The 23,094-nt window shown below is 64.8% G+C and carries 20 protein-coding genes; 9 read left to right on the plus strand and 11 right to left on the minus strand.

Annotation, left to right across the window (positions count from 1 at the left end; genetic code table 11):
• The first annotated feature begins 115 nt into the window (after nt 1-115).
• Nucleotides 116-760, plus strand: a complete 645-nt coding sequence (locus tag K8M09_RS16160; protein WP_160787154.1) for a LysE family translocator — start codon at nt 116-118, stop codon at nt 758-760.
• Here the strand turns inward: K8M09_RS16160 and ispG are convergent, their stop codons facing one another.
• The 6 genes from ispG to K8M09_RS16190 all read right to left on the minus strand — a co-directional run bounded on the left by ispG (nt 761) and on the right by K8M09_RS16190 (nt 8,542).
• Nucleotides 761-2,014, minus strand: a complete 1,254-nt coding sequence (ispG, locus tag K8M09_RS16165; protein WP_160787155.1) for a flavodoxin-dependent (E)-4-hydroxy-3-methylbut-2-enyl-diphosphate synthase — start codon at nt 2,012-2,014, stop codon at nt 761-763.
• Nucleotides 2,015-2,141: 127 nt separating this feature from the next.
• Nucleotides 2,142-3,347, minus strand: coding sequence for an MFS transporter (locus K8M09_RS16170; protein WP_380735225.1), 1,206 nt, complete (start codon nt 3,345-3,347; stop codon nt 2,142-2,144).
• A gap of 77 nt (nt 3,348-3,424) precedes the next feature.
• Nucleotides 3,425-4,189: a DeoR/GlpR family DNA-binding transcription regulator gene (locus K8M09_RS16175; protein WP_160787198.1), complete on the minus strand. Its 765-nt coding sequence runs from the start codon at nt 4,187-4,189 to the stop codon at nt 3,425-3,427.
• Nucleotides 4,190-4,345: 156 nt separating this feature from the next.
• Nucleotides 4,346-5,089, minus strand: a complete 744-nt coding sequence (locus K8M09_RS16180) for a Bax inhibitor-1/YccA family protein (protein WP_160787157.1) — start codon at nt 5,087-5,089, stop codon at nt 4,346-4,348.
• Between the two features lie 190 nt (nt 5,090-5,279).
• Entirely contained in the window at nt 5,280-7,832 is a 2,553-nt protein-coding gene (locus K8M09_RS16185; RefSeq protein ID WP_160787158.1) for an ABC transporter permease, read from the minus strand.
• Nucleotides 7,829-8,542 carry an ABC transporter ATP-binding protein gene (locus K8M09_RS16190; protein WP_160787159.1) on the minus strand — a complete coding sequence of 238 codons (714 nt, stop codon included), beginning with the start codon at nt 8,540-8,542 and terminating at the stop codon, nt 7,829-7,831. The genes K8M09_RS16185 and K8M09_RS16190 overlap by 4 nt, the downstream gene beginning before the upstream one ends.
• Before the next feature lie 59 nt (nt 8,543-8,601).
• Here K8M09_RS16190 and K8M09_RS16195 point away from each other — a divergent pair, with 59 nt between their 5' ends.
• Entirely contained in the window at nt 8,602-9,246 is a 645-nt protein-coding gene (locus tag K8M09_RS16195; protein ID WP_160787160.1) for an arylesterase, read from the plus strand.
• Between the two features lie 82 nt (nt 9,247-9,328).
• Nucleotides 9,329-9,910, plus strand: coding sequence for an RNA 2',3'-cyclic phosphodiesterase (gene thpR / locus K8M09_RS16200; RefSeq protein ID WP_160787161.1), 582 nt, complete (start codon nt 9,329-9,331; stop codon nt 9,908-9,910).
• 18 nt (nt 9,911-9,928) lie between these two features.
• On the opposite strand, the gene K8M09_RS16205 is transcribed toward thpR, so the two are convergent.
• Nucleotides 9,929-10,477: a hypothetical protein gene (locus tag K8M09_RS16205; RefSeq protein WP_160787162.1), complete on the minus strand. Its 549-nt coding sequence runs from the start codon at nt 10,475-10,477 to the stop codon at nt 9,929-9,931.
• A gap of 347 nt (nt 10,478-10,824) precedes the next feature.
• Here K8M09_RS16205 and K8M09_RS16210 point away from each other — a divergent pair, with 347 nt between their 5' ends.
• The 5 genes from K8M09_RS16210 to K8M09_RS16230 all read left to right on the plus strand — a co-directional run bounded on the left by K8M09_RS16210 (nt 10,825) and on the right by K8M09_RS16230 (nt 16,834).
• The gene (locus K8M09_RS16210; protein ID WP_160787163.1) at nt 10,825-13,836 is read left to right on the plus strand and encodes a helicase-related protein; all 3,012 of its coding nucleotides are present in this window, start codon (nt 10,825-10,827) and stop codon (nt 13,834-13,836) included.
• A 3-nt stretch (nt 13,837-13,839) separates the two neighbouring features.
• Nucleotides 13,840-14,259: an RNA-binding S4 domain-containing protein gene (locus K8M09_RS16215; protein WP_160787164.1), complete on the plus strand. Its 420-nt coding sequence runs from the start codon at nt 13,840-13,842 to the stop codon at nt 14,257-14,259.
• A 191-nt stretch (nt 14,260-14,450) separates the two neighbouring features.
• The gene (gene fdxA / locus K8M09_RS16220; RefSeq protein WP_160787165.1) at nt 14,451-14,789 is read left to right on the plus strand and encodes a ferredoxin FdxA; all 339 of its coding nucleotides are present in this window, start codon (nt 14,451-14,453) and stop codon (nt 14,787-14,789) included.
• Between the two features lie 372 nt (nt 14,790-15,161).
• Complete coding sequence (locus K8M09_RS16225) at nt 15,162-15,731, plus strand: CarD family transcriptional regulator (RefSeq protein ID WP_160787166.1); 570 nt, start codon at nt 15,162-15,164, stop codon at nt 15,729-15,731.
• 242 nt (nt 15,732-15,973) lie between these two features.
• Nucleotides 15,974-16,834, plus strand: coding sequence for an RNA polymerase factor sigma-32 (locus K8M09_RS16230; protein ID WP_160787167.1), 861 nt, complete (start codon nt 15,974-15,976; stop codon nt 16,832-16,834).
• A gap of 3 nt (nt 16,835-16,837) precedes the next feature.
• Here K8M09_RS16230 and K8M09_RS16235 read toward each other — a convergent pair whose 3' ends face one another.
• The 4 genes from K8M09_RS16235 to dapF are packed head-to-tail and all read right to left on the minus strand — an operon-like array spanning nt 16,838 to nt 21,230.
• Nucleotides 16,838-17,488 (minus strand): septation protein A, encoded by a 651-nt coding sequence (locus K8M09_RS16235; RefSeq protein WP_160787168.1) that lies wholly within the window; start codon nt 17,486-17,488, stop codon nt 16,838-16,840.
• Nucleotides 17,485-19,032: a signal recognition particle-docking protein FtsY gene (gene ftsY, locus K8M09_RS16240; protein ID WP_160787169.1), complete on the minus strand. Its 1,548-nt coding sequence runs from the start codon at nt 19,030-19,032 to the stop codon at nt 17,485-17,487. The genes K8M09_RS16235 and ftsY overlap by 4 nt, the downstream gene beginning before the upstream one ends.
• A gap of 12 nt (nt 19,033-19,044) precedes the next feature.
• On the minus strand, nt 19,045-20,334 hold the full coding sequence (gene mtaB / locus K8M09_RS16245; RefSeq protein ID WP_160787170.1) for a tRNA (N(6)-L-threonylcarbamoyladenosine(37)-C(2))-methylthiotransferase MtaB: 1,290 nt from the start codon (nt 20,332-20,334) through the stop codon (nt 19,045-19,047).
• Entirely contained in the window at nt 20,331-21,230 is a 900-nt protein-coding gene (gene dapF / locus K8M09_RS16250) for a diaminopimelate epimerase (protein WP_160787171.1), read from the minus strand. The genes mtaB and dapF overlap by 4 nt, the downstream gene beginning before the upstream one ends.
• A 313-nt stretch (nt 21,231-21,543) precedes the next feature.
• Here dapF and ffh point away from each other — a divergent pair, with 313 nt between their 5' ends.
• A complete protein-coding gene (gene ffh / locus K8M09_RS16255; RefSeq protein WP_160787172.1) occupies nt 21,544-23,085 on the plus strand; it encodes a signal recognition particle protein in 1,542 nt (513 codons plus the stop codon).
• Nucleotides 23,086-23,094: the final 9 nt, after the last annotated feature.

Below are 23,094 nucleotides of genomic sequence, written 5' to 3' on the forward strand. Positions count from 1 at the left end.
GACCACGCCAAACGCTCCCCTTCCCCAACTTGGGAAGGGGACATGTGGTGCAATTCTCCCGCTTGGAGCGGCAGAAACCTTCGCTTATCGTCCACCGGCAATCTCACGGTGGCCCATGACCGACCTTACACCTTACCTGCCCCAGCTCGCCGTCGCCTGGACGGCCTATTTCATCGCCACCGCCTCACCCGGCCCGGCGATCATCGCCATCATCGCGACCTCCATCAGCCAGGGCCGCCGCGCAGGGCTGGCGCTTGCCTCGGGCGTGCTGACGGGTTCCTATATCTGGGCGATCCTCACGGCATCCGGCCTTTCCGCCCTCATCCGCACCTATGGCGAAGCGATCGTCGTCCTGAAGATCGTCGGCGGATGCTACCTGCTATGGCTCGCCTGGAATGCGTATCGCGCGGCCCGCAAGAGCGAGGAAACCTATCGCGCGCAGATGGCCGCCCTGCCGGCGCTTTCGCCGCGCAAGCAATATCTCAAGGGCCTCGGTATCCACCTCACCAACCCCAAGGCGATCTTCAACTGGATCATGCTGACATCGCTCGGCATGCCGCCGGGCGCGCCGGGCGGCGTCATGGCAACCTTCATCGCCGGCTGCATGGTGATCGGGGTCTGCGTCTTTCTCGGCTTTGCGCTGGTCTTTTCACTCGGCCCAGTGCATCGCGCCTATCTGAAGGCGCGCCGCGGCATAGAGGGCGTGATGGCCGCCTTCTTCGCCTTTGCCGGTTTCAAGCTGCTGACGAGCCGGATCTGATTACTCGGCCGCCGCCTGCCCCTGCCCGTAGCGCTTTTCGATATAGTCGTTGACCAGCGCCTCGAATTCGCCCGCGATATCGGTGCCGCGCAGCGTCATCGCCTTCTTGCCGTCGACATAGACGGGGGCGATGGGAAGTTCCCCGGTGCCCGGCAGCGAGATGCCGATATCGGCATGTTTGCTCTCGCCCGGCCCATTGACGATGCAGCCCATGACGGCGACCTTGAGGCCCTCGACGCCCGGATACTTTTCCCGCCAGACCGGCATGTTCTTGCGGATATCGTCCTGGATCTTCTGGGCGAGTTCCTGGAAGACCGTCGAGGTCGTGCGCCCGCAGCCGGGACACGCGGCGACAACGGGAATGAACTGGCGGAAGCCCATGACCTGCAGCAGTTCCTGCGCCACCTGCACCTCGCGGGTGCGGTCGCCGCCGGGCTCAGGCGTCAGCGAAATGCGGATCGTATCGCCGATGCCCTGCTGCATGAGAATGCCGAGCGAGGCCGAGGAGGCGACGACGCCCTTGGTGCCCATGCCGGCCTCCGTGAGGCCGAGATGCAGCGCATGGTCGGAGCGCGCGGAAAGCATCGCATAGACGGCGATGAGGTCCTGCACATTGGAAACCTTGGCGGACAGGATGATATGGTCGCGCGGCAGGCCGATTTCTTCGGCAAGCTCGGCGGAAAGCAGCGCCGACTGGCAGATCGCCTCGCGCATCACCTGCTGGGCCGTGAGCGGCGAGCCCTTGTCCTGGTTCTCGTCCATCAGCCGCGTCAGCAGTTCCTGATCGAGCGACCCCCAGTTGACGCCGATGCGCACCGGCTTGTCGTGGCGGATCGCCGTCTCGACGATGGCGGCGAACTGGCGGTCCTTCTTGTCCTTGAAGCCGACATTGCCGGGATTGATGCGGTACTTCGCCAAGGCCTCGGCGCAGGCCGGATGATCGGCAAGCAGCTTGTGGCCGATATAGTGGAAGTCGCCGACCAGCGGCACGTCCAGACCGAGACGCAGCAGACGCTCGCGGATTTTCGGCACCGCCGCCGCGCTCTCGTCGCGGTCGACTGTGATGCGCACGATCTCCGAACCGGCCCGGTGGAGGGCGGCGACCTGCGCCACCGTCCCGTCGATATCGGCCGTATCCGTATTGGTCATCGACTGCACGACGACCGGCGCGCCGCCGCCGACGAGAACGCCGCCGACATCGACGCCGACGGACTGGCGCCGCGGCTTCGGTTCAAAATCGAAGGAAAAGGACATTGGGAGCCTCTTGCTCGAAAAGCGGCCGCGCAGACGCGGCCTTTGCCCTCAGGTGGATCAGGAAATGTGGCTTGTCAACTGCGGGGGCGGGCACGCGCGACGATTTGATCGCCGCGCGGTCGGCCTTTCAAGGACGCTCGCGCACGTCCGCATGCACCGCATGATGCGACAGCAGCAGCACCACGAGGAAAAGCACCGGCAGGAGGGCGAAGATCAGCGCGAAGCCGACATGCTCGGCGATGAAGCCGATGACCGACGGGGCGAAGAGCGAGCCGGAATAGCCCATGACCGTCGTCACCGACAGCGCCACGCCCTGCGCGAAGCCCGGCAGGTTGCCGGCGGCGGAAAAGGCGATCGGCACCATGTTGGAAATACCGACGCCGCAGAGCGCGAAGCCCACCATGGCCACATAGGCGTTCGGCGCCGTGCCCGCGACCACCATGCCGATGATGGCGATAACCGTGCAGGTGCGCAGCGTCTTCACCGCGCCGAAACGGTCGCGCACATGGTCGCCGGCAAAGCGCATGACGGCCATGGTCAGCGAGAAGGTGCCGAAGGCAAAACCCGAAAGGGCGAGCGACGCGCCCAATTCCTTGCGCATGTAGAGCGCGCCCCAGTCGAGGATCGCGCCTTCCGGCACCATGCAGAACAGCGCCATCAGGCCGATCAGCCAGGGCAGCGGCGTCATCGGCAGGCGCACCTTCTGGCGCTCCTCGCTCGGATGCGGCGCATCGTGCAGGATATGCGGCCAGATGAAGACGAGCAGCACCGCCCCGGCGACCGTGAGCAGAGCGGCATGGCCCAACACGCCGAGCGCGCCCATGAGGAAGCCGCCGGTCGTCGCGCCGATGAAGGCCCCGAGGCTCCAGAAGGCATGGCAGGACGACATGATCGCCCGGCGCATCGACTTCTCCACCTCCACCGCATTGCCGTTCATGGCGACGTCCATCGCCCCCATCAGCCCGCCGAAGAAGAAGATGGCGATGGCCCCGAGCAGGATGGTCGGCGTGAGCGACAGGAGCAGCATGGTGGACAGGAACAGGATCGTCGCGCCCTTGACCGTGCGCGTCGTGCCGAAATGGGCGATCAGGATGCCGGCGATCGGCATCAGGATGATCGAGCCAATGCCGAAACACATGATCATCAGGCCGAGGCCGCCTTCGGTAAGGCCGAGGCGGCTGGCGAATTCCGGGATTTTCGGCGCCCAGGCGCCGGCGAAGGTGCCGTTCAGCAGGAAAAGCCCGGAGACGGCGAGCCGCGTCGGCGGAAAATAGGTCTTGACGAAGGATTTCTCGGCAAGGGCGGTTTCGGGGGTCGTCATGGGGAGGTCCATTGCTTGGGAGTTCGGAGCGGCTGGAGCATTTCCAGCAAAAGTGCGAAGCGGTTTTGCGTCCGGAAATGCGCAAACATTCAGACGGCCCTGAGGATATCGATGCCTGCCGCGGCCAGCGCGGCGGCTTCCGTCTCGTCGGCGTCCGCCTCGATCACGGCATGGGCGACGCGGGAAAGCGGCACGACCGAATAGGGCGCGGCGGCGGAGAGCTTGTCATTGGTGATCGCAACCAGCACCGACCGGCTGCGCGAGGCGAGGAAACGCTTGAACTCGGCATCCTCGAAGCTGGACGCGGTGACGCCCGCCTCCAGATCGATGCCGCAAACGCCGAGCACGAGGATATCGGGCCGGAACGCCTCGGCATCGCGCATCGCCTTGGCGCCGATGGCACCGCCGACCTTGGGATCGATCATCCCGCCGAGCTGGATCGTCGCAATGTCGCGCTCGACGAGCGCCGCCGCGATGGCCGGCGCATTGGTCGCGACCGTGAGGCCCCCGCCGGACGGCAGCACCTTGGCAAGGGCAAGATTGGTGCTGCTCGCATCGAGGAACACGGTCGATCCCGCCGGGATAAGCCCCGCCGCCGCCCGCGCCAGCGCCGCCTTGCTCTCGCCGGCGATGCCCATGCGCTCGTTCATCGAGGTCGGCGACTGGGAAATGCGCAGCGCCCCGCCATAGACGCGCTGGCACAGGCCCGAGGCGGCCATCTCGCGCAGGTCCCGCCGGATCGTATCCTCCGACACGCCGAGTTCCTGCGCCAGCTCCGCCGCGATCACCCGCCCCGAAAGGTCGAGCCGCGCGCGGATCAGCGCCTGCCGTTCACCGAGAAGAAGATCCTGTATCGTCATCGCCAAGCCAGATCATGCATGATTGCGCAACAATATGCATAAACCGGCAAAATCGTCAATGAACGGGAGGTTCACGTTTCATGACGCGGGCAAACAAAAACCCCGCCGTTTCCGGCGGGGTTCTTGCGATCAGCCATCCGGCTGCCGGCATTACTCGCGGTTGCCGAGGAAGCGCAGCAGGAACAGGAAGAGGTTGATGAAGTCGAGGTAGAGCGTCAGCGCGCCCATGATGGCCTTGCGGCCGGCCACGGCGGCGTCGTCGGCTTCGAAGTACATTTCCTTGATCTTCTGCGTATCCCAGGCCGTCAGGCCTGCGAAGACCAGCACGCCGATCGCGGAGATCGCGAAGTCGAGCGCCGAGGACTGCAGGAACAGGTTGACGAGCGAGGCGATGATCAGGCCGAAGAGGCCCATCACCAGGAACGAGCCCATCGCGGAAAGGTCCCGCTTCGTCGTGTAGCCGTAGAGCGACAGCGCACCGAAGGCGGCGGCGGAGACGAAGAAGGTCTGCGCGATGCTGGCGCCCGTATAGATCAGGAAGATCGACGACAGCGACAGGCCCATCAGGCCGGCATAGACCCAGAAGGTCGCCTGCGCGGCACCGACGCTCATCGTGTTGATGCGGAAGCTCAGGAAGAACACCAGCGCGAGCGGGGCCAGCATGACGACCCAACGCAGCGGGCTGAGATAGATCGCCTGGCCGAAGGCGGTCAACTGGCCATCGGCGAAGGCGGCCTGGGCGGCGAAGTAGGCGACGGCGCCCGTGATCACGAGGCCGAGAGCCATCAGGTTGTAAACCCGAAGCATATAGGCGCGAAGGCCCTCGTCGATGACGGCGCCAGCCTGAGCGCCGGCCTGGGCGGTTCGGGTCTGGTAGTTGCGGAGATCAGCCATAGTTTCCTCTTGGTTCAAGCCCATGTCGTGAACGGTGTCGGGTACCCGTTTATTCGCTCCGATCGCTCGAAGCTTTCGCGGGGGTCCGGGCAGCCGCTGCGGGCTTCAGCTTGCCTGTCCATGAATATGCGCACGAATTGTGTCTCGCACAAGACCCGCGACCCCTGCGGGTGCCGCGGACCCCGCTATTTCAAAGCTCGCGCAGCACGGGCGCGGCCTTCTGTCTCAGAATGCGCCAGGTGCCGGCAAGGCCGATGCCGACGGTCAGCACCAGCGCGGTCGCCACGGTCATGACGGCAACGTCCGGCAGGAAGCTCGACGGCAGCTTCATGATGCGGCTCACCACGAACCACGCCGCCACCCCGCCGGCAAAGAGCGCGAAGATCGCCGTCGCCAGTCCCAGCAGGAAATATTCGTAGCTGAAGGCGCGGATCAGCGTGGCGCGCGTCGCGCCAAGCGTCTTCAGCACAACCGCATCATGCACGCGGGCGCGGTTGCCGGCGGCAAGCGCCCCGGCAAGCACGAGGATCGAGGCGATCAACGCCACCGCCGCCGCCGCGCGAATAGCGGTCGCAAGCTGCCCGACCAGTTCGTTGACGACATCGAGCGCGTCCTTCACCCGCACGCTGGTGACGGTGGGATAGGCGTTGGTAATGGCCTTCAGCGTCGCCGCCTCCTGCGCGGCCGTCGCCGCGGGATCGATGACCGTGGCGAGCCAGGCATGCGGCGCGCCGGCAAAGGTATTCGGCGAAAAGACCATGACGAAGTTGATCGACAGCGATTCCCACTCGACATTGCGGAAATTGGCGATGCGCGCGGTGATGTTGCGCCCGAGCACGTTGACCGTCACCGTATCCCCGAGCTTGAGGCCAAGTTCGCCGCCCTCCTCCGCCGAGAAGGAGACGAGCGGCTCGCCGGAATAGTCCTCCGGCCACCATTCGCCCTGAGACAGCGTGGAATTTTCCGGCATGCGCTTGGCATAGGTGATGCCGCGGTCGCCGCGCAGCACCCATTGCCCTTCCGGCGGCACCGTCACCTTGGCCACGTCGACGCCGTTCAGTTCCATCACCCGGCCGCGCAGCATCGGCACCTCGATGATCTTGCCCTCCGGCATGTTCGCCTTGAGAACATCGCGGAACCCGTCGACCTCCGCGCCCTGGATATCGACGAAGAAGAAGTTTGGCGCACGATCCGGCAGGTTGCCGGTCAGTTCACGGCGCAGGTTGCCGTCGATCAGCGTCAGCGTGACGAGAAGAGCAAGGCCCAGGCCGAGCGACAGCACGACCGAGGAAGTCAGCGCCCCCGGCCGGTGGATGTTACCGATTGCGAGCCGCAGCGCCGGCGAATTGACGCGCGGGCTGCGCTTCGCCAGCGCCGTGATCACTATTGCGACAACGCGCAGCACGACGAAGGCGAAGGCGATCGCGCCGAGGAAGACGGAAGCGATGTAGCGGTCATAGGCCGTGAAGATCGCCAGCCCCGCCAGCGCCGCGAGGAAGACGGCCGCGCCCAGTACATAGGGCCAGCTCGGCAGGCGGCCCGCCTCGAAACCTTGCTCGCGGAAGAGCGCCGTCGCCGGCACCTCGCGGGCATGGCCGAGCGGCAGAACCGCGAAGGCCAGCGCGGTCAGCAGGCCGAAGACCGCCGCCAGCAGCAGCGCCGAGGGATAAAGCGCCGCTTCGGCCGGCACCGGCAGCACGCCGCCGAGGAACTGCATCGCCACCATGGGCATCAGCGCGCCGATGACGAGGCCGATAGCGATGCCGACCGATGCGATCAGCGCGATCTGGGCGAGATAGACCAGCGCCACCAGCGAGGCCGGCGCACCGAGGCACTTGAAGGTCGCGATGACGGAGCGCTTGGAATCGAGATAGGCCCGCACCGCATTGGCGACCCCAACGCCGCCGACGATCAGCGCCGTCAGGCCGACGAGCGTGAGGAACTGCGAGAAGCGGGTGATGTTCGCCGTCAGCGCCGGGGCCGCGCTATCGGCAGTACGGATCGACCAGCCGGCCGTCGGAAACGCCTTGTTCGCTTCCGCACGGAGCGCGACGGGCGAAAACTCGGTATTGGCGAGGCGGATGCGATAGGAATTCTCGACGAGGCTGCCCGTCTGCACGAGGCCGCTCGCCCGCAGCGCCTCCTGCGACAACATAAGGCGCGGCGCGAAGCCGAAGCCTTCCGACACGGCATCCGGCTCGCGTGTGAGCGTGCCCGTAATCCTGATCTTCGCCGTGCCGAGCAGCACCTCGTCACCCACGGCAACGCCGAGGCGATCCAGCAGAAGCGGCGCGACGACGGCCCCGAAGGCATCGCCTTCCTTTGCGAAAAGCTCGGAAGCCGGCTTTTGCGGCTCCGTTTCCAGCGCGCCATAGAGCGGATAGGCGCCATCGACGCCCTTGGCCTCCACAAGCGTCTGGTCGGAACCGTCCGGCAGGCGCACCATCGAGCGCAGACCCGACGATTGCGAGACATCGCCAAGCCCCTCGAAATATTTCATCTCCCCGGGCGTTGCGAAACGGTTGCGCAATTCGAAACGCACGTCGCCGGCAAGCAGGGTCTGGCCCTGCGAGGCAATGGCCTGGGTAATGGCGCTCGAAACCGAATTGACGCCGGCAATTGCCGCCGTGCCGAGCGCGATGCAGGCGAGGAAGATATAGAACCCCTTGAGGCCGCCGCGCATCTCGCGCAGCGCAAGGCGCAGGGCCAGCGGAACCTGCCGGAAAACCGCGCCGGCCCTCATGCCGGCACCGCTTCGGCCTGAACCCGCACGGGCACGGCGCCCGAAACGATCTCGCCGGAACGCATGGCGACCTGCCGGCCGCAGCGCGCGGCAAGCGCCGGATCGTGCGTCACCAGAACCAGCGTCATGCCGCGCTCGGCCTGCTTGGCGAAGAGCAGGTCGGCGATCTGCCGTCCCGTCTCTGTATCGAGATTGCCGGTCGGCTCGTCGGCGATCAGCAGTTTGGGAGACGGCGCGAGCGCCCGGGCAATCGCCACGCGCTGCTGCTCGCCGCCCGAAAGCTGGCCGGGATAGTGCGACAGCCGCTCGCCCAGCCCGACCGCCGTCAGTTCGCGCCGCGCGATCTCGAAAGCGTCGCGCACATTGGCAAGCTCCAGCGGCACCGCGACGTTTTCCAGCGCCGTCATGTTGGGAATGAGGTGGAAGGACTGGAAGACGATGCCGATATTGCGGCCACGGAAATCCGCCACCCGGTCCTCGTTCATGCCGTGCAGGCCCGCGCCGTCGATATGGATCTCGCCGCTGTCCAACCGCTCCAGACCCGCCAGCACCATCAGCAGCGTCGACTTGCCGGATCCGGACGGCCCGACGATGCCCACCGATTCACCCGCATCGATGACAAGGTCGATCCCCTTCAGCACATGGACGGACGCGGCCGCCCGGCCCAGGGTGAGATCGGCTTTTTTCAGGTCGATGATGGTTTTGGCCAAGGAATTCTGCCCTATATGTATGGGAAAGACTGGAATGCCAGCAATCTAGGAATAGCTCTATGTCGTTTAAAGCGGCGCTCGGATTTTTCGCCTCCCTCGCAATCACAGCTTTGTTATCCGCCGGCCTCGCCCGGGCCGAACCGGTCAAGCTCGTCGGCTTCGGCGACAGCCTCATGGCCGGCTACCAGCTTCCCGCCGCCGATGCCTTCCCCGTGAAGCTGGAAGCGGTGCTGCGCGCCAAAGGCTACGACGTGGAAATCGCCAATGCCGGCGTTTCCGGCGATACGACCTCCGGCGGCCTTTCCCGCCTCGACTGGTCCATTCCCGATGGCACGCAGGGCGTCATCCTCGAACTCGGCGCCAACGACGCGCTGCGCGGCATTGCCCCCGAACAGACGGAAAAGAACCTCGACGCCATGCTGACCCGCCTCAAGGAGCGCGGCATCCCGGTTCTGCTCGCCGGCATGCTCGCCCCGCCGAACATGGGCGCGGACTATGCCGAACGCTTCAACGGCATCTACAAGCGCCTTTCGGAAAAGCACGGCGTACCGCTCTATCCCTTCTTCCTAGAAGGCGTCGTCACCAAGGCGGACCTTCAGATCGAGGACGGCATGCACCCCAATCCCGCGGGCGTGGACGTCATGGTTCAGTCGATCCTGCCGACGGCGGAAGCCTTCCTCAAGTCCATCTCGGCAGGGGAGTAGTTCTCGCGGGTGCGAAATTAGGGTTGCGCAAAAATCCGTTGCGTGATTCGCTGACGGTATAGTCCAGTAGGGAGAAGTCGCCATGCCGAGACTTTTCGTTGCCCTCGAAGTGCCGCGCAATGCCGCCATGAGCCTCTCCCTTTTGAGAGGCGGCCTTCCCGGAGCCCGCTGGATAGACGTCGAGAACTTCCACATCACTTTGCGCTTCATCGGCGATATCGACGGTCGCACCGCCGACGAGGTGGTCGACAGGCTCGACCGTATCGAGCGCCCGGAATTCCAGCTCGCCCTCTCGGGCATGGGCTCCTTCGGCTCGAAGAAGCCCCATTCCATCTATGCCGGCGTCACGCAGGCGCCGGAAATGTACGCCCTCCAGGCCGAAATCGAGCGCATCTGCCAGCGCCTCGGCCTTCCCGCCGACCCGCGCAAGTTCACCCCCCACGTCACCCTCGCCCGCCTGCGCAACGCCCGCACCGAGGACGTCGCCCATTACCTCACCGGCCGCGGCAATTTCTACACCGCACCCTTCACGGTGAACCGCTTCGTGCTGATGTCCTCGAAGGAATCGGTCGGCGGCGGGCCGTATCTGACGGAAGAGGTGTTTCCGCTCTATGAGGCCGGCGGCGGCTGGGATGGGGCGGATCTGCACGATCATCCGGTCTGAACTGAGGGCGATCACCTTTCAAGGCGACGGCTCTCCATAAAAGCCACCCAACGTTGTCACGAAAACGCCCATGCGCGTGCCACTCCCGGCCAAGACGATCTTATGACCGGGCGCCATTCGCTTTCTAAGATCTTCCGGAATATAACAGAGCGTATCGTAGAACCACGGCAACTCCTTGAGAGAAATCGGATAAATGCATTTTCCGCTGGGTAGATCGTCGGCCTTGCTGATCGTAAATACGTGAGCAATCTGATAGCCGGACACGAAAGTTATTATCATCGGAATAGACACAAGGACGATAAATCTTCCCAAAGCATACCCAACAAAGGGAAGTATTATCAGATACGGGGTATTGTCACGACCTCTCTTCGGCCTTTTGTATACGAAACGGGCACCTGCAGCGAGAAAAAGGCCTGCAAGTACCAAACCCGTAACGAGACTCAGCAGATAGGAATCGGTCACCCATTGGGCAGAGGGAAAATATTCATAGCCCAGAAATTTCAACAGAAAGGGCAGAAAGCTGATCAGCAGCAACACACCCACTGCTGAGAAGGCTGCAAGAAGCAAAAAGCGCTTTTTCAGTTTCCGCCCTCCCGGACACTAAAATTCAACCGGCATCAATCGTGAGTCGTCGCATGAATAATAGATTGCAGAATCAGGATAATGCAATGCTGGGTAAGGAAGTCTCCCCGATTGCAATACGCGTGCAATCTCCTTCAAGCAGGCACCAGAACAAACCCTGAATCACCCCGAGTCATCGATTCGTCTCCGTTTCGTTCGCACCCTGTTCACGCCTTTGCCAAAACACCCGGAAAACCGCCGCATTTCACCTCCCCTCTTGCCATCGGCCGTCCCGATGGGCATCTGTGAGCCGAAACTGAAACCTGCCGGGGCGTGACTTGTCGCAAGCACCCATGATCTTGAGCGGCCGCGGGGTCACCGCGGTGCTCGGCCCGACCAATACGGGCAAGACCCACTACGCAATCGAGCGCATGGTGGCGCATGAGACGGGCGTCATCGGCCTGCCTCTGCGGCTTCTGGCGCGTGAGGTCTATGCGCGCCTTGTCGAAAAGGTCGGCCAGCACAATGTCGCGCTCGTCACCGGCGAGGAGAAGATCACGCCGCATATGGCGCGCTTCTCGGTCTGCACGGTGGAGGCCATGCCGCGCGAGACGCGCGCCGCCTTCGTCGCCATCGACGAGGTGCAGCTTGCCGGCGACCTCGAACGCGGCCACATCTTCACCGACCGGGTGCTGCACCTGAGAGGGCGCGACGAAACGCTGCTGCTCGGCGCGGCCACGATGAAGCCAATCCTCGAACAGCTGCTTCCCGGCATCCATGTCATCGAGCGCCCGCGCCTGTCGCAGCTCTTCTATGCCGGTTCGAAGAAGATCACCCGCCTGCCGCAGCGCACCGCCATCGTCGCCTTCTCGGCCGATGAGGTCTACGCTATCGCCGAACTGATCCGCCGCCAGCGCGGCGGGGCTGCCGTCGTGCTCGGCGCGCTCTCGCCCCGCACCCGCAACGCGCAGGTCGCACTCTATCAGGAAGGCGACGTCGAATATCTCGTCGCCACCGACGCCATCGGCATGGGCCTCAACCTCGATGTCGACCATGTCGCCTTCGCGCAGGACCGCAAATTCGACGGCTACCAGTTCCGCAACCTGAACCCGGCGGAACTCGCCCAGATCGCCGGCCGCGCCGGCCGGCACCTGCGCGACGGCACCTTCGGCGTGACGGGCCGCGTCGATCCCTTCGACGACGAACTGGTCAAGCGCATCGAGACGCACCAGTTCGACCCGGTCAAGGTGCTGCAATGGCGCACGACCCACTTCGATTATTCCTCGCTGCAAGCGCTCCGCCAGTCGCTCGATGCCCCGCCGCCGATACCCGGCCTCACCCGGGCGCTGCCGGCGGTCGACCAGCAGGCGCTGGAACACCTTTCGCGCTACCCGGATATCCGCGAGCTTGCGACGACGCCCGAGCGGGTGCAAAAGCTCTGGGAGGCCTGCGCGCTTCCCGATTACCGCCGCATCGCGCCCGCCCAGCACGCCGATCTCATCTCGACGCTCTATGCGGATCTCGTAAAGCGTGGCACGGTTAACGAAGACTTCATGGCGGACCAGGTCCGCCGGGCCGATCGGACCGATGGCGAAATCGACACGCTTTCGGCACGAATCGCGCAGATAAGGACCTGGACCTATGTGTCGAATCGGCCCGGTTGGCTTGCCGATCCGACACACTGGCAGGAAAAGACGCGGGAAATCGAAGACCGATTGTCCGATGCGCTACATGAACGGTTGACGAAACGCTTTGTTGATCGCAGGACATCTGTGCTCATGAAGCGCCTGAGAGAGAATGCGATGCTGGAAGCTGAAATCAGTGTGAATGGCGATGTCTTCGTAGAAGGACATCATGTCGGGCAGTTGGCCGGTTTCCGGTTTACGCTGGCCTCCGGAACGGAAGGACCCGATGCGAAGGCCGCGCAGGCGGCTGCGCAGAAGGCGCTTGCGCTGGAGTTCGAGGCCCGCGCCGCGCGCCTGCATGCGGCCGGCAATGCCGACCTCGCGCTCGGCTCCGACGGCACCGTGCGCTGGCTCGGCGATCCCGTCGCGCGCCTCGCCGCCTCCGACCATATCATGCGCCCGCGCGTCATCCTGCTCTCCGACGAGCAACTGACCGGCAATGCGCGCGACCATGTCGCCGCCCGCGTCGAGCGTTTCGTGAACCATCACATCGCGACCGTGCTGAAGCCGCTCGACGATCTTTCCCGCGCGGAAGACCTGCAGGGCCTTGCCAAGGGCCTCGCCTTCCAGCTCGTGGAAAATCTCGGCGTGCTCTTCCGCCGTGACGTCGCGGACGATGTGAAGTCGCTCGATCAGGACGCCCGCGCCTCCATGCGTAAGCACGGCATCCGCTTCGGCGCCTACCACATCTTCATGCCGGCTTTGCTGAAGCCTGCCCCGGCCGAACTCATCACGCTCCTCTGGGCGCTGAAGAACGATGGCCTCGACAAGCCTGGCTACGGCGACCTCATCCCGATTCTGGCTGCCGGCCGCACCTCGGTCGTCACCGATCCGACCTATGAGCGCGCCTTCTACAAGCTCGCCGGCTTCCGCTTCCTCGGCAAGCGCGCCGTGCGCATCGATATCCTCGAGCGCCTCGCGGACCTCATCCGCCCGCTCCTTCAGTGGAAGCCCGGCACGCCCCGCCCGGACGGCGCCTATGACGGCCGCCGCTTCACCGCGACGACCGCCATGCTCTCCATCCTCGGCGCGACGCCGGACGATATGGAAGAGATCCTGAAGGGTCTCGGCTACCGCGCCGACAGCGTGAAGGCTGAAGAGGCTGCCGCCTTCCTCGCCGCGCAGGCTCCGGCCACGGCTGCTGCCGAAACGCCAGCGGAAGCGAATGCGGAAACCTCCGACGAACACGACGCCGACGCTTCGGACGAAAGCGACGCCCCGGTTGCAGCCGCGGAAACGCCGGCCGCCGAGACCGTCGAAGCCCCGGCTCCGACGGAAGCCGCCGCCGAAGGCGAGCCGGCCGAAATCAAGCCGGTCCTCCTCTGGCGTCCCGGCTCGCGCCACGACAACCAGCGCCAGGGCGGCAACCGCCATGGCGGGGAACGTCAGGGCGAGCGTCAGGACCGTGGCGAGCGCCGCGGCGGTGATCGCAATCGCGGCCAGCAGGCCGGCGAGCGCGGTGAACGGCGCGAAGGCGGCCGTGGCGGCCGCCCGGACCAGAAGGGCCGCGACGGAAAGCCGCAGGGTGGCAATCGCCCGGATCGCGGCGAGCGCAACGAACGCGGCGGCAAACCGCAGCAGGCAAAATTCGAGGCCCGGCCGCCCCGCAAGGAAAAGCCGATCGACCCGGATTCACCCTTCGCAAAGCTCGCAGCGCTCAAGGAGCAGCTCAAGAAGTAAGCCATGGCGCGCAACGAGGAACAGCCGGCAGGTCAGGCGCGACAGCGCATCGACAAGTGGCTGTTCTTCGCGCGCCTGCGCAAATCGCGCTCGCTGGCCGCGAAATCCGTGGAATCCGGCGATGTCAGCGTCAATGGCGTGAATATCCGCCAGCCCTCTCATGCCGTTCGCCCCGGCGATGTCGTCGTCATCTCGCTCGACAGGCACGACATGGTCGTGAAGGTGCTCCAGCCCGGCGAGCGCCGCGGCCCCTATGAGGAAGCGCGCCTTCTCTACAGCGACATGACGCCGCCCCCGCCGCCCCGCGAGGAGCGCAATCTCTTCGCCCAGGCGACGCGCGAGCGGGGCGCGGGACGCCCGACAAAGCGGGAACGCCGGGAAACCGACCGGCTGCAGGCTTTTCCCGGCGAGGACGACGATTAGAATTCTATACCTCGCATGCGCGCGGCGGCGCATGTATTACGCTTGCAAAGCGCCCGCAAAGCCTTTACCTCAGCCACCGGACAGCCTGCGCGAGCGCGGCCCTCTCCTATCCGGCAAGCCGCCTGCGTGACAGGTTTTGCGGCGCCGGACGGCCCCGCCTCCGCTGCCTTATGACGATTCTGGAGTGAAGCATGACGTATGTCGTGACCGACAACTGCATCCGCTGCAAGTACACGGACTGTGTGGAAGTATGCCCCGTCGACTGCTTCTACGAGGGCGAGAATTTCCTCGTCATCCACCCCGACGAATGCATCGACTGCGGCGTCTGCGAGCCGGAATGTCCTGCCGAGGCGATCAAGCCGGATACCGAGCCGGGCCTCGACAAGTGGCTGAAGATCAATACGGAATTCGCCTCCATCTGGCCGAACATCACCGTCAAGCGCGACGCGATGCCGGAAGCCAAGGAAATGGACGGCGTGGAAGGCAAGTACGAGCAGTTCTTCTCGCCCAATCCGGGCAAGGGCGACTGAGCCTCACCGCCACGCGGCGATCGATCCTGGGGAAAAAGCCTGCCTCTTGCCGAAAGGCGATAGGGCAGGCTTGATGACCCATGCGAAGCAAATTATTGATTTCGGCACTTTTTTGTGATAGGGTCTGGATACTGATCCAAATCGCGGCATTTTGCGTGCCCGAACACCACCACGAAAGCAAACGATCCCTCAACGTCGCTCACCTCCCATAGGCAACCCCGGTTGCTCAAATGTGAACGCGTCGAAGCGGACCTTTTTGCGCATGGCGGACGGACCAGAGTGGTGACACCCCCAAGGTGCCCCCGTCTTTCCCGGGTCCCCGGACCCACCCCGACCCCCGTCGGGGAGCGTAACAGGGAGTATTTGAACAGAATGACGACCCAGCAGAAGAAATCTTCCACGCGCCAGGGCTTCAAGACCGGCGAGTCGATCGTCTATCCCGCTCACGGCGTCGGCCAGATCGTCGCCATCGAAGAGCAGGAAGTCGCCGGCATGAAGCTCGAGCTTTTTGTCATCGATTTCGAAAAGGACAAGATGCGTCTCAAGGTGCCGGTTGCCAAGGCCGTTTCCATCGGCATGCGCAAACTGTCGGAGACCGATTTCGTCGAACGCGCGCTGAAGGTTGTCCAGGGCAAGGCCCGCGTGAAGCGCACCATGTGGTCGCGCCGCGCGCAGGAATATGACGCCAAGATCAATTCGGGCGACCTGATCTCGATCGCCGAAGTGGTCCGCGACCTCTACCGCGCCGAGAACCAGCCGGAACAGTCCTATTCCGAGCGCCAGCTCTATGAAGCCGCCCTCGACCGCATGGCCCGCGAAATCGCCGCCGTGAACAAGATGTCGGAAACCGAAGCCGTCCGTCTCGTCGAGACGAACCTCGCCAAGGGTCCGAAGCGCGGCAAGACCATCGAGGAAGACGACTCCCAGGACGAAGCCGCCTGATTTAGGGCGCTCCGTCGAAATTTAAAGCCCGGCTGGCGACAGCCGGGTTTTTTATTGGAACTTTTTTGCGGCGCACCCGTTGTGGCGGTTGAGGACGACCGGCTTCGGTTGGCCGCAAGGGTGGTGCCGCCACTTTAATCTGCCCGAAGGCGGATTTCGGGCGATCCTTCGGCCCGTCTGAAACGTCATCGTCAGGGCGTGGGTTTCTCCCGCGCCGGTTCGGTTCACGTGGAGACACCGCCATGGCTACGACGACCGCAGACCGCCGCATGATCAAGCTCGCCATGTCCGCCCCCTATCTGGAGCGCGACGAGGAACAGGCACTGGCCCATGCCTGGAAGGACAATCACGACCAGGAAGCCCGCAACCGCATCGCCATGGCCCATATGCGGCTCGTGGTCTCGATGGCGGGCAAGTTCCGCAACTTCGGCCTTCCGCTCGGCGATCTCGTGCAGGAGGGCTATATCGGCCTTCTGGAGGCCGCCGCCCGCTTCGAGCCGGAACGGCAGGTGCGCTTCTCCACCTATGCAAGCTGGTGGATCCGCGCCTCGATACAGGATTACGTGCTGCGCAACTGGTCCATCGTGCGCGGCGGCACCAGCTCCGCGCAGAAGGCGCTCTTCTTCAACCTGCGCCGCCTGCGCGCCCGGCTTGCCCGCGGCGACAGCCACCTCACCAGCGAGGCCATGCACCAGGAGATCGCCGCGGCGATCGGCGTCAGCACGGCGGATGTGCGCACCATGGACGCCCGCCTCTCCTCCTCCGACATCTCTTTGCAGGCTCCTATTGCCTCGGGCGAGGGCGAGGGTTCCAGCCGCATCGAATTCCTCACCAGCGACGCCCCCCTGCCGGACGAACAGGCCGAAGGCAGCATCGACGGCGAACGCCGCCGCCACTGGCTGCATTCGGCGCTCGGCGAGCTCAATGAGCGCGAGATGAAGATTATTCGCGCCCGCCGCCTTGCGGAAAACGGCGCGACGCTGGAAGAGCTGGGCGTGCTGCTGGGTATTTCGAAGGAGCGCGTGCGCCAGATCGAGAACCGGGCGCTCGAAAAGCTGAGGGCCGTGCTGATCAGCAAGACGACGGATTTCGCCTACGCGTGAGGCTTACGGCGTCTTGTTTTCCTCCGGCTGCTCAAGCGAATGCCGCATGATCAGCGGCATTTGCGATAGCGTGAAGAGGATGGTGATGGGCATGGTGCCCCACACCTTGAAGGCCACCCAGAAATCCGTCGAGAAATTGCGCCAGACCACCTCGTTCATCACGGCGAGCACGATGAAGAACAGGCCCCAGCGCAGCGTCAGCTTGCGCCAGCCCTCGTCCGTCAGCTTGAAGGCGGCGTGGAAGACGTAGCCGAGCAGCGACTTGCCGAAGAACAATCCGCCGAGCAGGATCGCGCCGAACAGCGTGTTGACGATGGTCGGCTTCATCTTGATGAACGTGTCGTTCTGCAGCCAGAGCGTCAGCGCGCCGAAGACGAAGACGACGAGGCCGGAGATCAGCGGCATCATCGGCAGCGTGCGCGTCAGCACCCACGAGACGACAAGCGCGATGGCCGTCGCGGCCATGAAGAGGCCGGTCGCGATGAAGATCGGCCCACCCATCTCGGACAGCACCGGAAAATGCGAGGCCAGCCACTCGCCGCGCGAATTGGCGAAGAAGAAGACGACGAGGGGGCCGAGTTCCAGCACCATCTTGAGGAACGGGCTGACCTTCTCCTCTTCCTTGGCCGGTGCGTCCAGCGTTGCCTTGCTCATGCTCCAACTCCTGCGATCGCTTCCGCGAAATCCTTGGCCTCGAAGGGTTCGAGATCGTCGATCCCTTCGCCGACACCGATGAAATAGACCGGCAGCTTGTGTTTTGCCGCAATCGCCACAAGGATGCCGCCGCGGGCCGTACCGTCCAATTTTGTCATGATCAGGCCCGAGACACCCGCGACGTTGCGGAAAATCTCCACCTGGTTCATCGCGTTCTGGCCGGTCGTGGCGTCGAGCGTCTGGAGCACGGTATGCGGCGCGTCGGGGTCGAGCTTGCCGAGCACGCGCACGATCTTTTCCAGTTCCGCCATCAGCTCCGCCTTGTTCTGCAGACGCCCGGCGGTATCGACGATCAGCACGTCGCTCTTCTTCAGCTTCGCCTGCTCATAGGCCTCGTAGGCAAGCCCCGCCGCATCAGCGCCGAGCTTCGAGGAGACGATGTCCGAGCCGGTGCGCTCCGCCCAGATCTTGAGCTGTTCGATGGCCGCCGCACGGAACGTGTCGCCCGCCGCCAGCATCACCTTGAGGCCCGCACCCGAAAGCTTCGCCGCAAGCTTGCCGATGGTCGTCGTCTTGCCCGTACCGTTGACGCCGACGACGAGGATGACATGCGGCTTGTGATTGAGGTCGAGTTCCAGCGGCTTTGCCACCGGTTCGAGCACCTTGGTGATCTCGGTCGACATGATGCGCGAGACATCCGCGCCGGTCACGTCCTTGCCGTAACGCTCGGAGGCGAGCGTATCGGTGATACGCAGCGCCGTCTCCACGCCGAGGTCAGCCTGTATCAGCAGGTCCTCGAGGTCCTGCAGCGTGTCGTCATCGAGCTTGCGCTTGGTGAAGAGGCTGGTGATCTGGCCGGTGAGCTGCGAGGAGGTGCGGGCAAGGCCCTCGCGCAGGCGCTGGAACCAGGTGCGCTTGGGCTGCGCCACGGGCGCGGCCTCCTCGACGACAGCCTTTTCCGACGACGCGAAACCCTTCGGCAGGACCGGCGTTTCCAGCGGCCTTTCCGCGCGGATGGCCTCTTCGAGGACAGGATCCGCTAGTTCGCCCGGTGCTTCCGCTTCCACCGTTTCCACATGGGCGGCGGCGATCTCCTCGACGAGTTCCTCGACCGATCCGGCCGGTTCATCCGCGACGATCTCCTCTACCGGCACCGGCTCGGCTTCAGGTTCTGCAACGGCCTCGTCGCCCGCCGGCCCGCCGGCAGTCTCCATTTCCGCCGGCACGACCGGATCTTCGGTAACCGGGAGGCTCGGGGCATGCGGCAGCGGATAGATCTCCGGCTCGACATCCTCGGAAATATGGTAGTCGGCCTCGGGATTGGCGGCCTCCGCCTCTTCGAGCAGCGCATCGCGCTCCTCGTCGACCGAGAGGGGCGCCGATGCTGCGGCAGGCTCTTCCGGCGCGGGCTCGATGATGTGCGGCTCGGCAGCCCGCGGTTCGGCGGCCTGCTGCTCGACAACGGGCGCTTCCGCCTCCGGCTTGGGCTCAGTGGCGGTGTCTTTTCCGAACGTGAAAATCTTCTTGATGAAGCCGAGAGCCATGAAAGGTATCCGCTAGTTGCGAAGGGACGCGGCGCCGGCCGCATTGAGGGGCCGCATCGTCAGGTGCCTGCCATTGTGTCCGGTGATCGTCACCGGCACAAGATCGCGCGGTTTCAGCCCCGCGGCATCGACGAGCGTGAAGTTTTCGGTATGGGCAAGGCCGTTGTTCTCCACGAGGATCGTCTCATCCCTGCCGATCATCGAGACGAGATGGGCCTCGTGCAGCCTTTTCCCCGTCTCCCGCAGCCGGGCGGCGCGGTCCTTGACGAGCGCGCGGTCGAGCTGCGGCATGCGGGCGGCCGGCGTGCCGGGGCGCAGGCTATAGGGAAAGACGTGCAGATGGGCGATGCCGCAGTCTTCCGCAAGCCGCGCCGCATTGGCGAACATTTCTTCCGTCTCCGTCGGAAAGCCGGCGATCATATCCGCGCCAAAACTGGCATCCGGCCGGGCCATCCGCACCCGCGCGCAAAAATCCCGCGCATCGGCGCTGGAATGACGGCGCTTCATGCGCTTGAGGATCAGGTCGTCGCCATGCTGCAGGGAAAGGTGCAGATGCGGCATGAAGCGCGGCTCATCGGCAATGAGGTCCCAGAGATGATCGTCCGCCTCGATGCTGTCGATGGAGGAGAGCCTGAGGCGGCGGATTTCCGGCACCTGCTTCAGCAAGGTTTTGGCGAGCAGGCCGAGGCTCGGCTGACCGGGAAGGTCCGCGCCGTAGCTCGTCGCGTCGACGCCCGTCAGCACGATCTCGCAATAGCCGCTCTCGACGAGTTTGCGCGCCTGATCGACCACCGCGCCCATCGGCACAGAGCGGGAATTGCCACGGCCATAGGGGATGATGCAGAAGGTGCAGCGGTGGTCGCAGCCGTTCTGCACCTGCACGAAGGCGCGCACATGGCCATCGATCAGCTTCACCATCTGCGGCGCGGTCTCGCGCACGCTCATGATGTCGTTGACGCGCAGCTTCTCTTCCGCCGAGACGCCGAAATCCGGCAGCGCGCGGTAGGAGGCGCTTTTCAGCTTCTCCTCGTTGCCGAGCACGGCGTCCACCTCAGGCATGGCGGCAAAGGTGGCGCTTTCCGTCTGCGCCGCGCAGCCGGTGACGATGATGCGGGCATGGGGATTGTCGCGCCGGGCGCGGCGGATCGCCTGCCGGGCCTGGCGCACGGCCTCGCCGGTGACGGCGCAGGTGTTCACCAGCACGGCATTGTTCAGCCCCGCCTTCTCGGCCTCCGCGCGCATCACTTCCGATTCGTAGGTGTTGAGCCGACAGCCGAAGGTTATGACCGTAACGCCGCTCAAAGGGCGGCCGCCCCGGTCTCGTCGCGGCGGAAAGCGCCGGTCGAAGGATCGAGCGTGCCCGACCATTCCCATTCGGCGGGCCCCGTCATCACGACATGGTCGTCCTCGCGCCATTCGATGGTCAGCGTGCCGCGATTCGGGCTGCTGGCGACGGTGATCGCAACCTTGCGGCCCGTCCGGCCGGTGCGCGCGCCGGAAACGCCGGCCGCGCAGGCGGCCGAGCCGCAAGCGAGCGTCAGGCCCGCGCCGCGCTCCCAGGTCCGCGTCGTCATGGAGGACGGCGAGGTGACCTGCGCCAGTGTGATATTCGCCTTTTCCGGGAACATCGGATGGTTTTCGAGCAGCGGGCCGAAACGGTCGAGATCGAAGCTCATCGGATCGCGATCGACCCAGAAGACGGCATGCGGATTGCCCATCGACATGGCGGCGGGCGAATGCAGGATCGGCGCATCGATCGGCCCGATCTGCAATTCGATGCGGCTCGTGTCGAAGAACTCTTCGGCAAGCGGAATGCGGCTCCATTCGAAGACCGGCTTGCCCATATCGACGGAGATCGTGCCGTCCGCATGCTCGGTGGCGTTGAGGATGCCGGCGACCGTCTGGAAGGTGAAGGCCTTGCGGCCGGTTTCGGCGGCGAGCGCCTGCACGACGCAGCGCGTGCCGTTGCCGCAGGCCTGCGCCTTGGTGCCGTCGCAGTTGAGAATGACGATGAAGGCATCCGTGCCGTCGACCTTCGGATCGTGGATCGCCATGATCTGGTCGAAGCGGGTCGCAGGATCGGCATTGAGCGCGATGGCGGCCGTCGGTGTCACGGCATCGGCGCGGCCACGCATGTCCACGACCAGGATCATGTTTCCCAGTCCGTTCATACGGGCGAATTGCGCTTCAGCGGCCATGTCGGATGTTCCTGTAAAGACCCGTCACGGAGTCTTTGATTTCTTGCGCGTATATGGCGCAAACGGCCCCGGATTACCAGATGGAGTCTTTCGATCCTTGACTTTCCGGCCTTCTTCCTGTTTAAGCCGCGCATCTGCGACAAGTGAGACTGCTTGAAGCCGCCGACCGGGACCCATTGCGGTATAAACAGATCCCGGAGGTCAACACCCGACAGCGCGATGCGCCCTCGGGTGCTTTTTGGCTTTGCGTCTTGTTTTCGACGCCGATTGCACCGACGTTTCCGCGTGACGCGGAAACAAGAAGGAAGACGTGATGTTTGAAACACTCCAGGACCGCCTTGGCTCCATTCTGAATGGACTGACAGGCCGTGGCGCGCTTTCCGAGGCCGATGTCTCGGCGGCGCTGCGCGAGGTCCGCCGTGCGCTGCTGGAAGCGGACGTGGCGCTGGAAGTGGTGCGGTCCTTCACGGATGCAGTGCGCGAAAAGGCCGTCGGCGCGGAAATCCTGAAATCCATCAAGCCCGGCCAGATGGTGGTCAAGCTCGTCCATGACGAGCTGGTTTCCATGCTCGGCTCCGAGGGCGTCTCCATCGACCTCAACGCCGCCGCCCCCGTCGTCATCATGATGGTGGGCCTCCAGGGTTCGGGCAAGACCACCACGTCGGGCAAGATCGCCAACCGGCTGAAGACGCGCGAGAAGAAGAAGGTCCTGATGGCCTCGCTCGACACGCGCCGCCCGGCCGCGCAGGAGCAGCTTCGCCAGCTCGGCGTGCAGACCGGCATCGACACGCTGCCGATCATCGCCGGCCAGTCGCCGACCGATATCGCCGCGCGCGCCGTGCAGGCCGCAAAGCTCGGCGGCCATGACGTCGTCATCCTCGACACCGCCGGCCGCACCCATATCGACGAGCCGCTGATGATCGAGATGGCGGAGATCAAGCGGAAGTCCAATCCGCACGAGATCCTGCTCGTCGCCGACGCGCTGACCGGTCAGGACGCCGTCAACCTCGCCCGCAATTTCGACGACCGCGTCGGCATCACCGGCCTCGTGCTGACCCGCATGGACGGCGACGGCCGTGGCGGTGCGGCCCTCTCCATGCGCGCCGTCACCGGCAAGCCGATCAAGCTGATCGGCGTCGGCGAGAAGATGGGCGAGCTGGAGGAGTTCCATCCCCGCCGCGTCGCCGACCGCATCCTCGGCATGGGCGACATCGTCTCGCTCGTCGAGAAGGCGGCGGAGAACATCGACGCCGAGAAGGCGGCCGCCATGGCCGCCAAGATGGCCAAGGGCAAGTTCGACCTCAACGACCTTGCCGACCAGCTTCGCCAGATGCAGAAGATGGGCGGCATGGGCGGCATCATGGGCATGATGCCCGGCATGGCCGGCATGAAGGACAAGATGTCCGCCGCCGGCCTCGACGACAAGCTCTTCGGCCGCCAGATCGCCATCATCAACTCGATGACCAAGGCCGAGCGCGCCAACCCGGACATGCTCAAGCATTCCCGCAAGAAGCGCATCGCCGCCGGCTCCGGCACCGATGCGGCCGACATCAACAAGCTTCTCAAGATGCACCGCCAGATGGCGGACATGATGAAGATGATGGGCGGCAAGAAGGGCGGCATGATGAAGCAGATGATGGGCGGCCTTGCCGGCAAGATGGGCCTCGGTGGCCTCGGCGGCGGCATGCCCGATCTTTCCAGCATGGACCCCAAGCAGCTCGAGGCGCTCGCCAAACAGGCGGAAGCCGCCGGCATCAAGCCGGGCAGCCTGCCGGGCCTCGGCGGCAGCGGCGGTCTTCGCCTGCCCGGTCTCGGCGGCCTTCCGGGCCTGCCCGGCCTGCCGAAGAAGAAGTGAGGAACGCCG

Source organism: Shinella zoogloeoides (assembly GCF_020883495.1).
Classification (GTDB): Bacteria; Pseudomonadota; Alphaproteobacteria; order Rhizobiales; family Rhizobiaceae; genus Shinella; species Shinella zoogloeoides.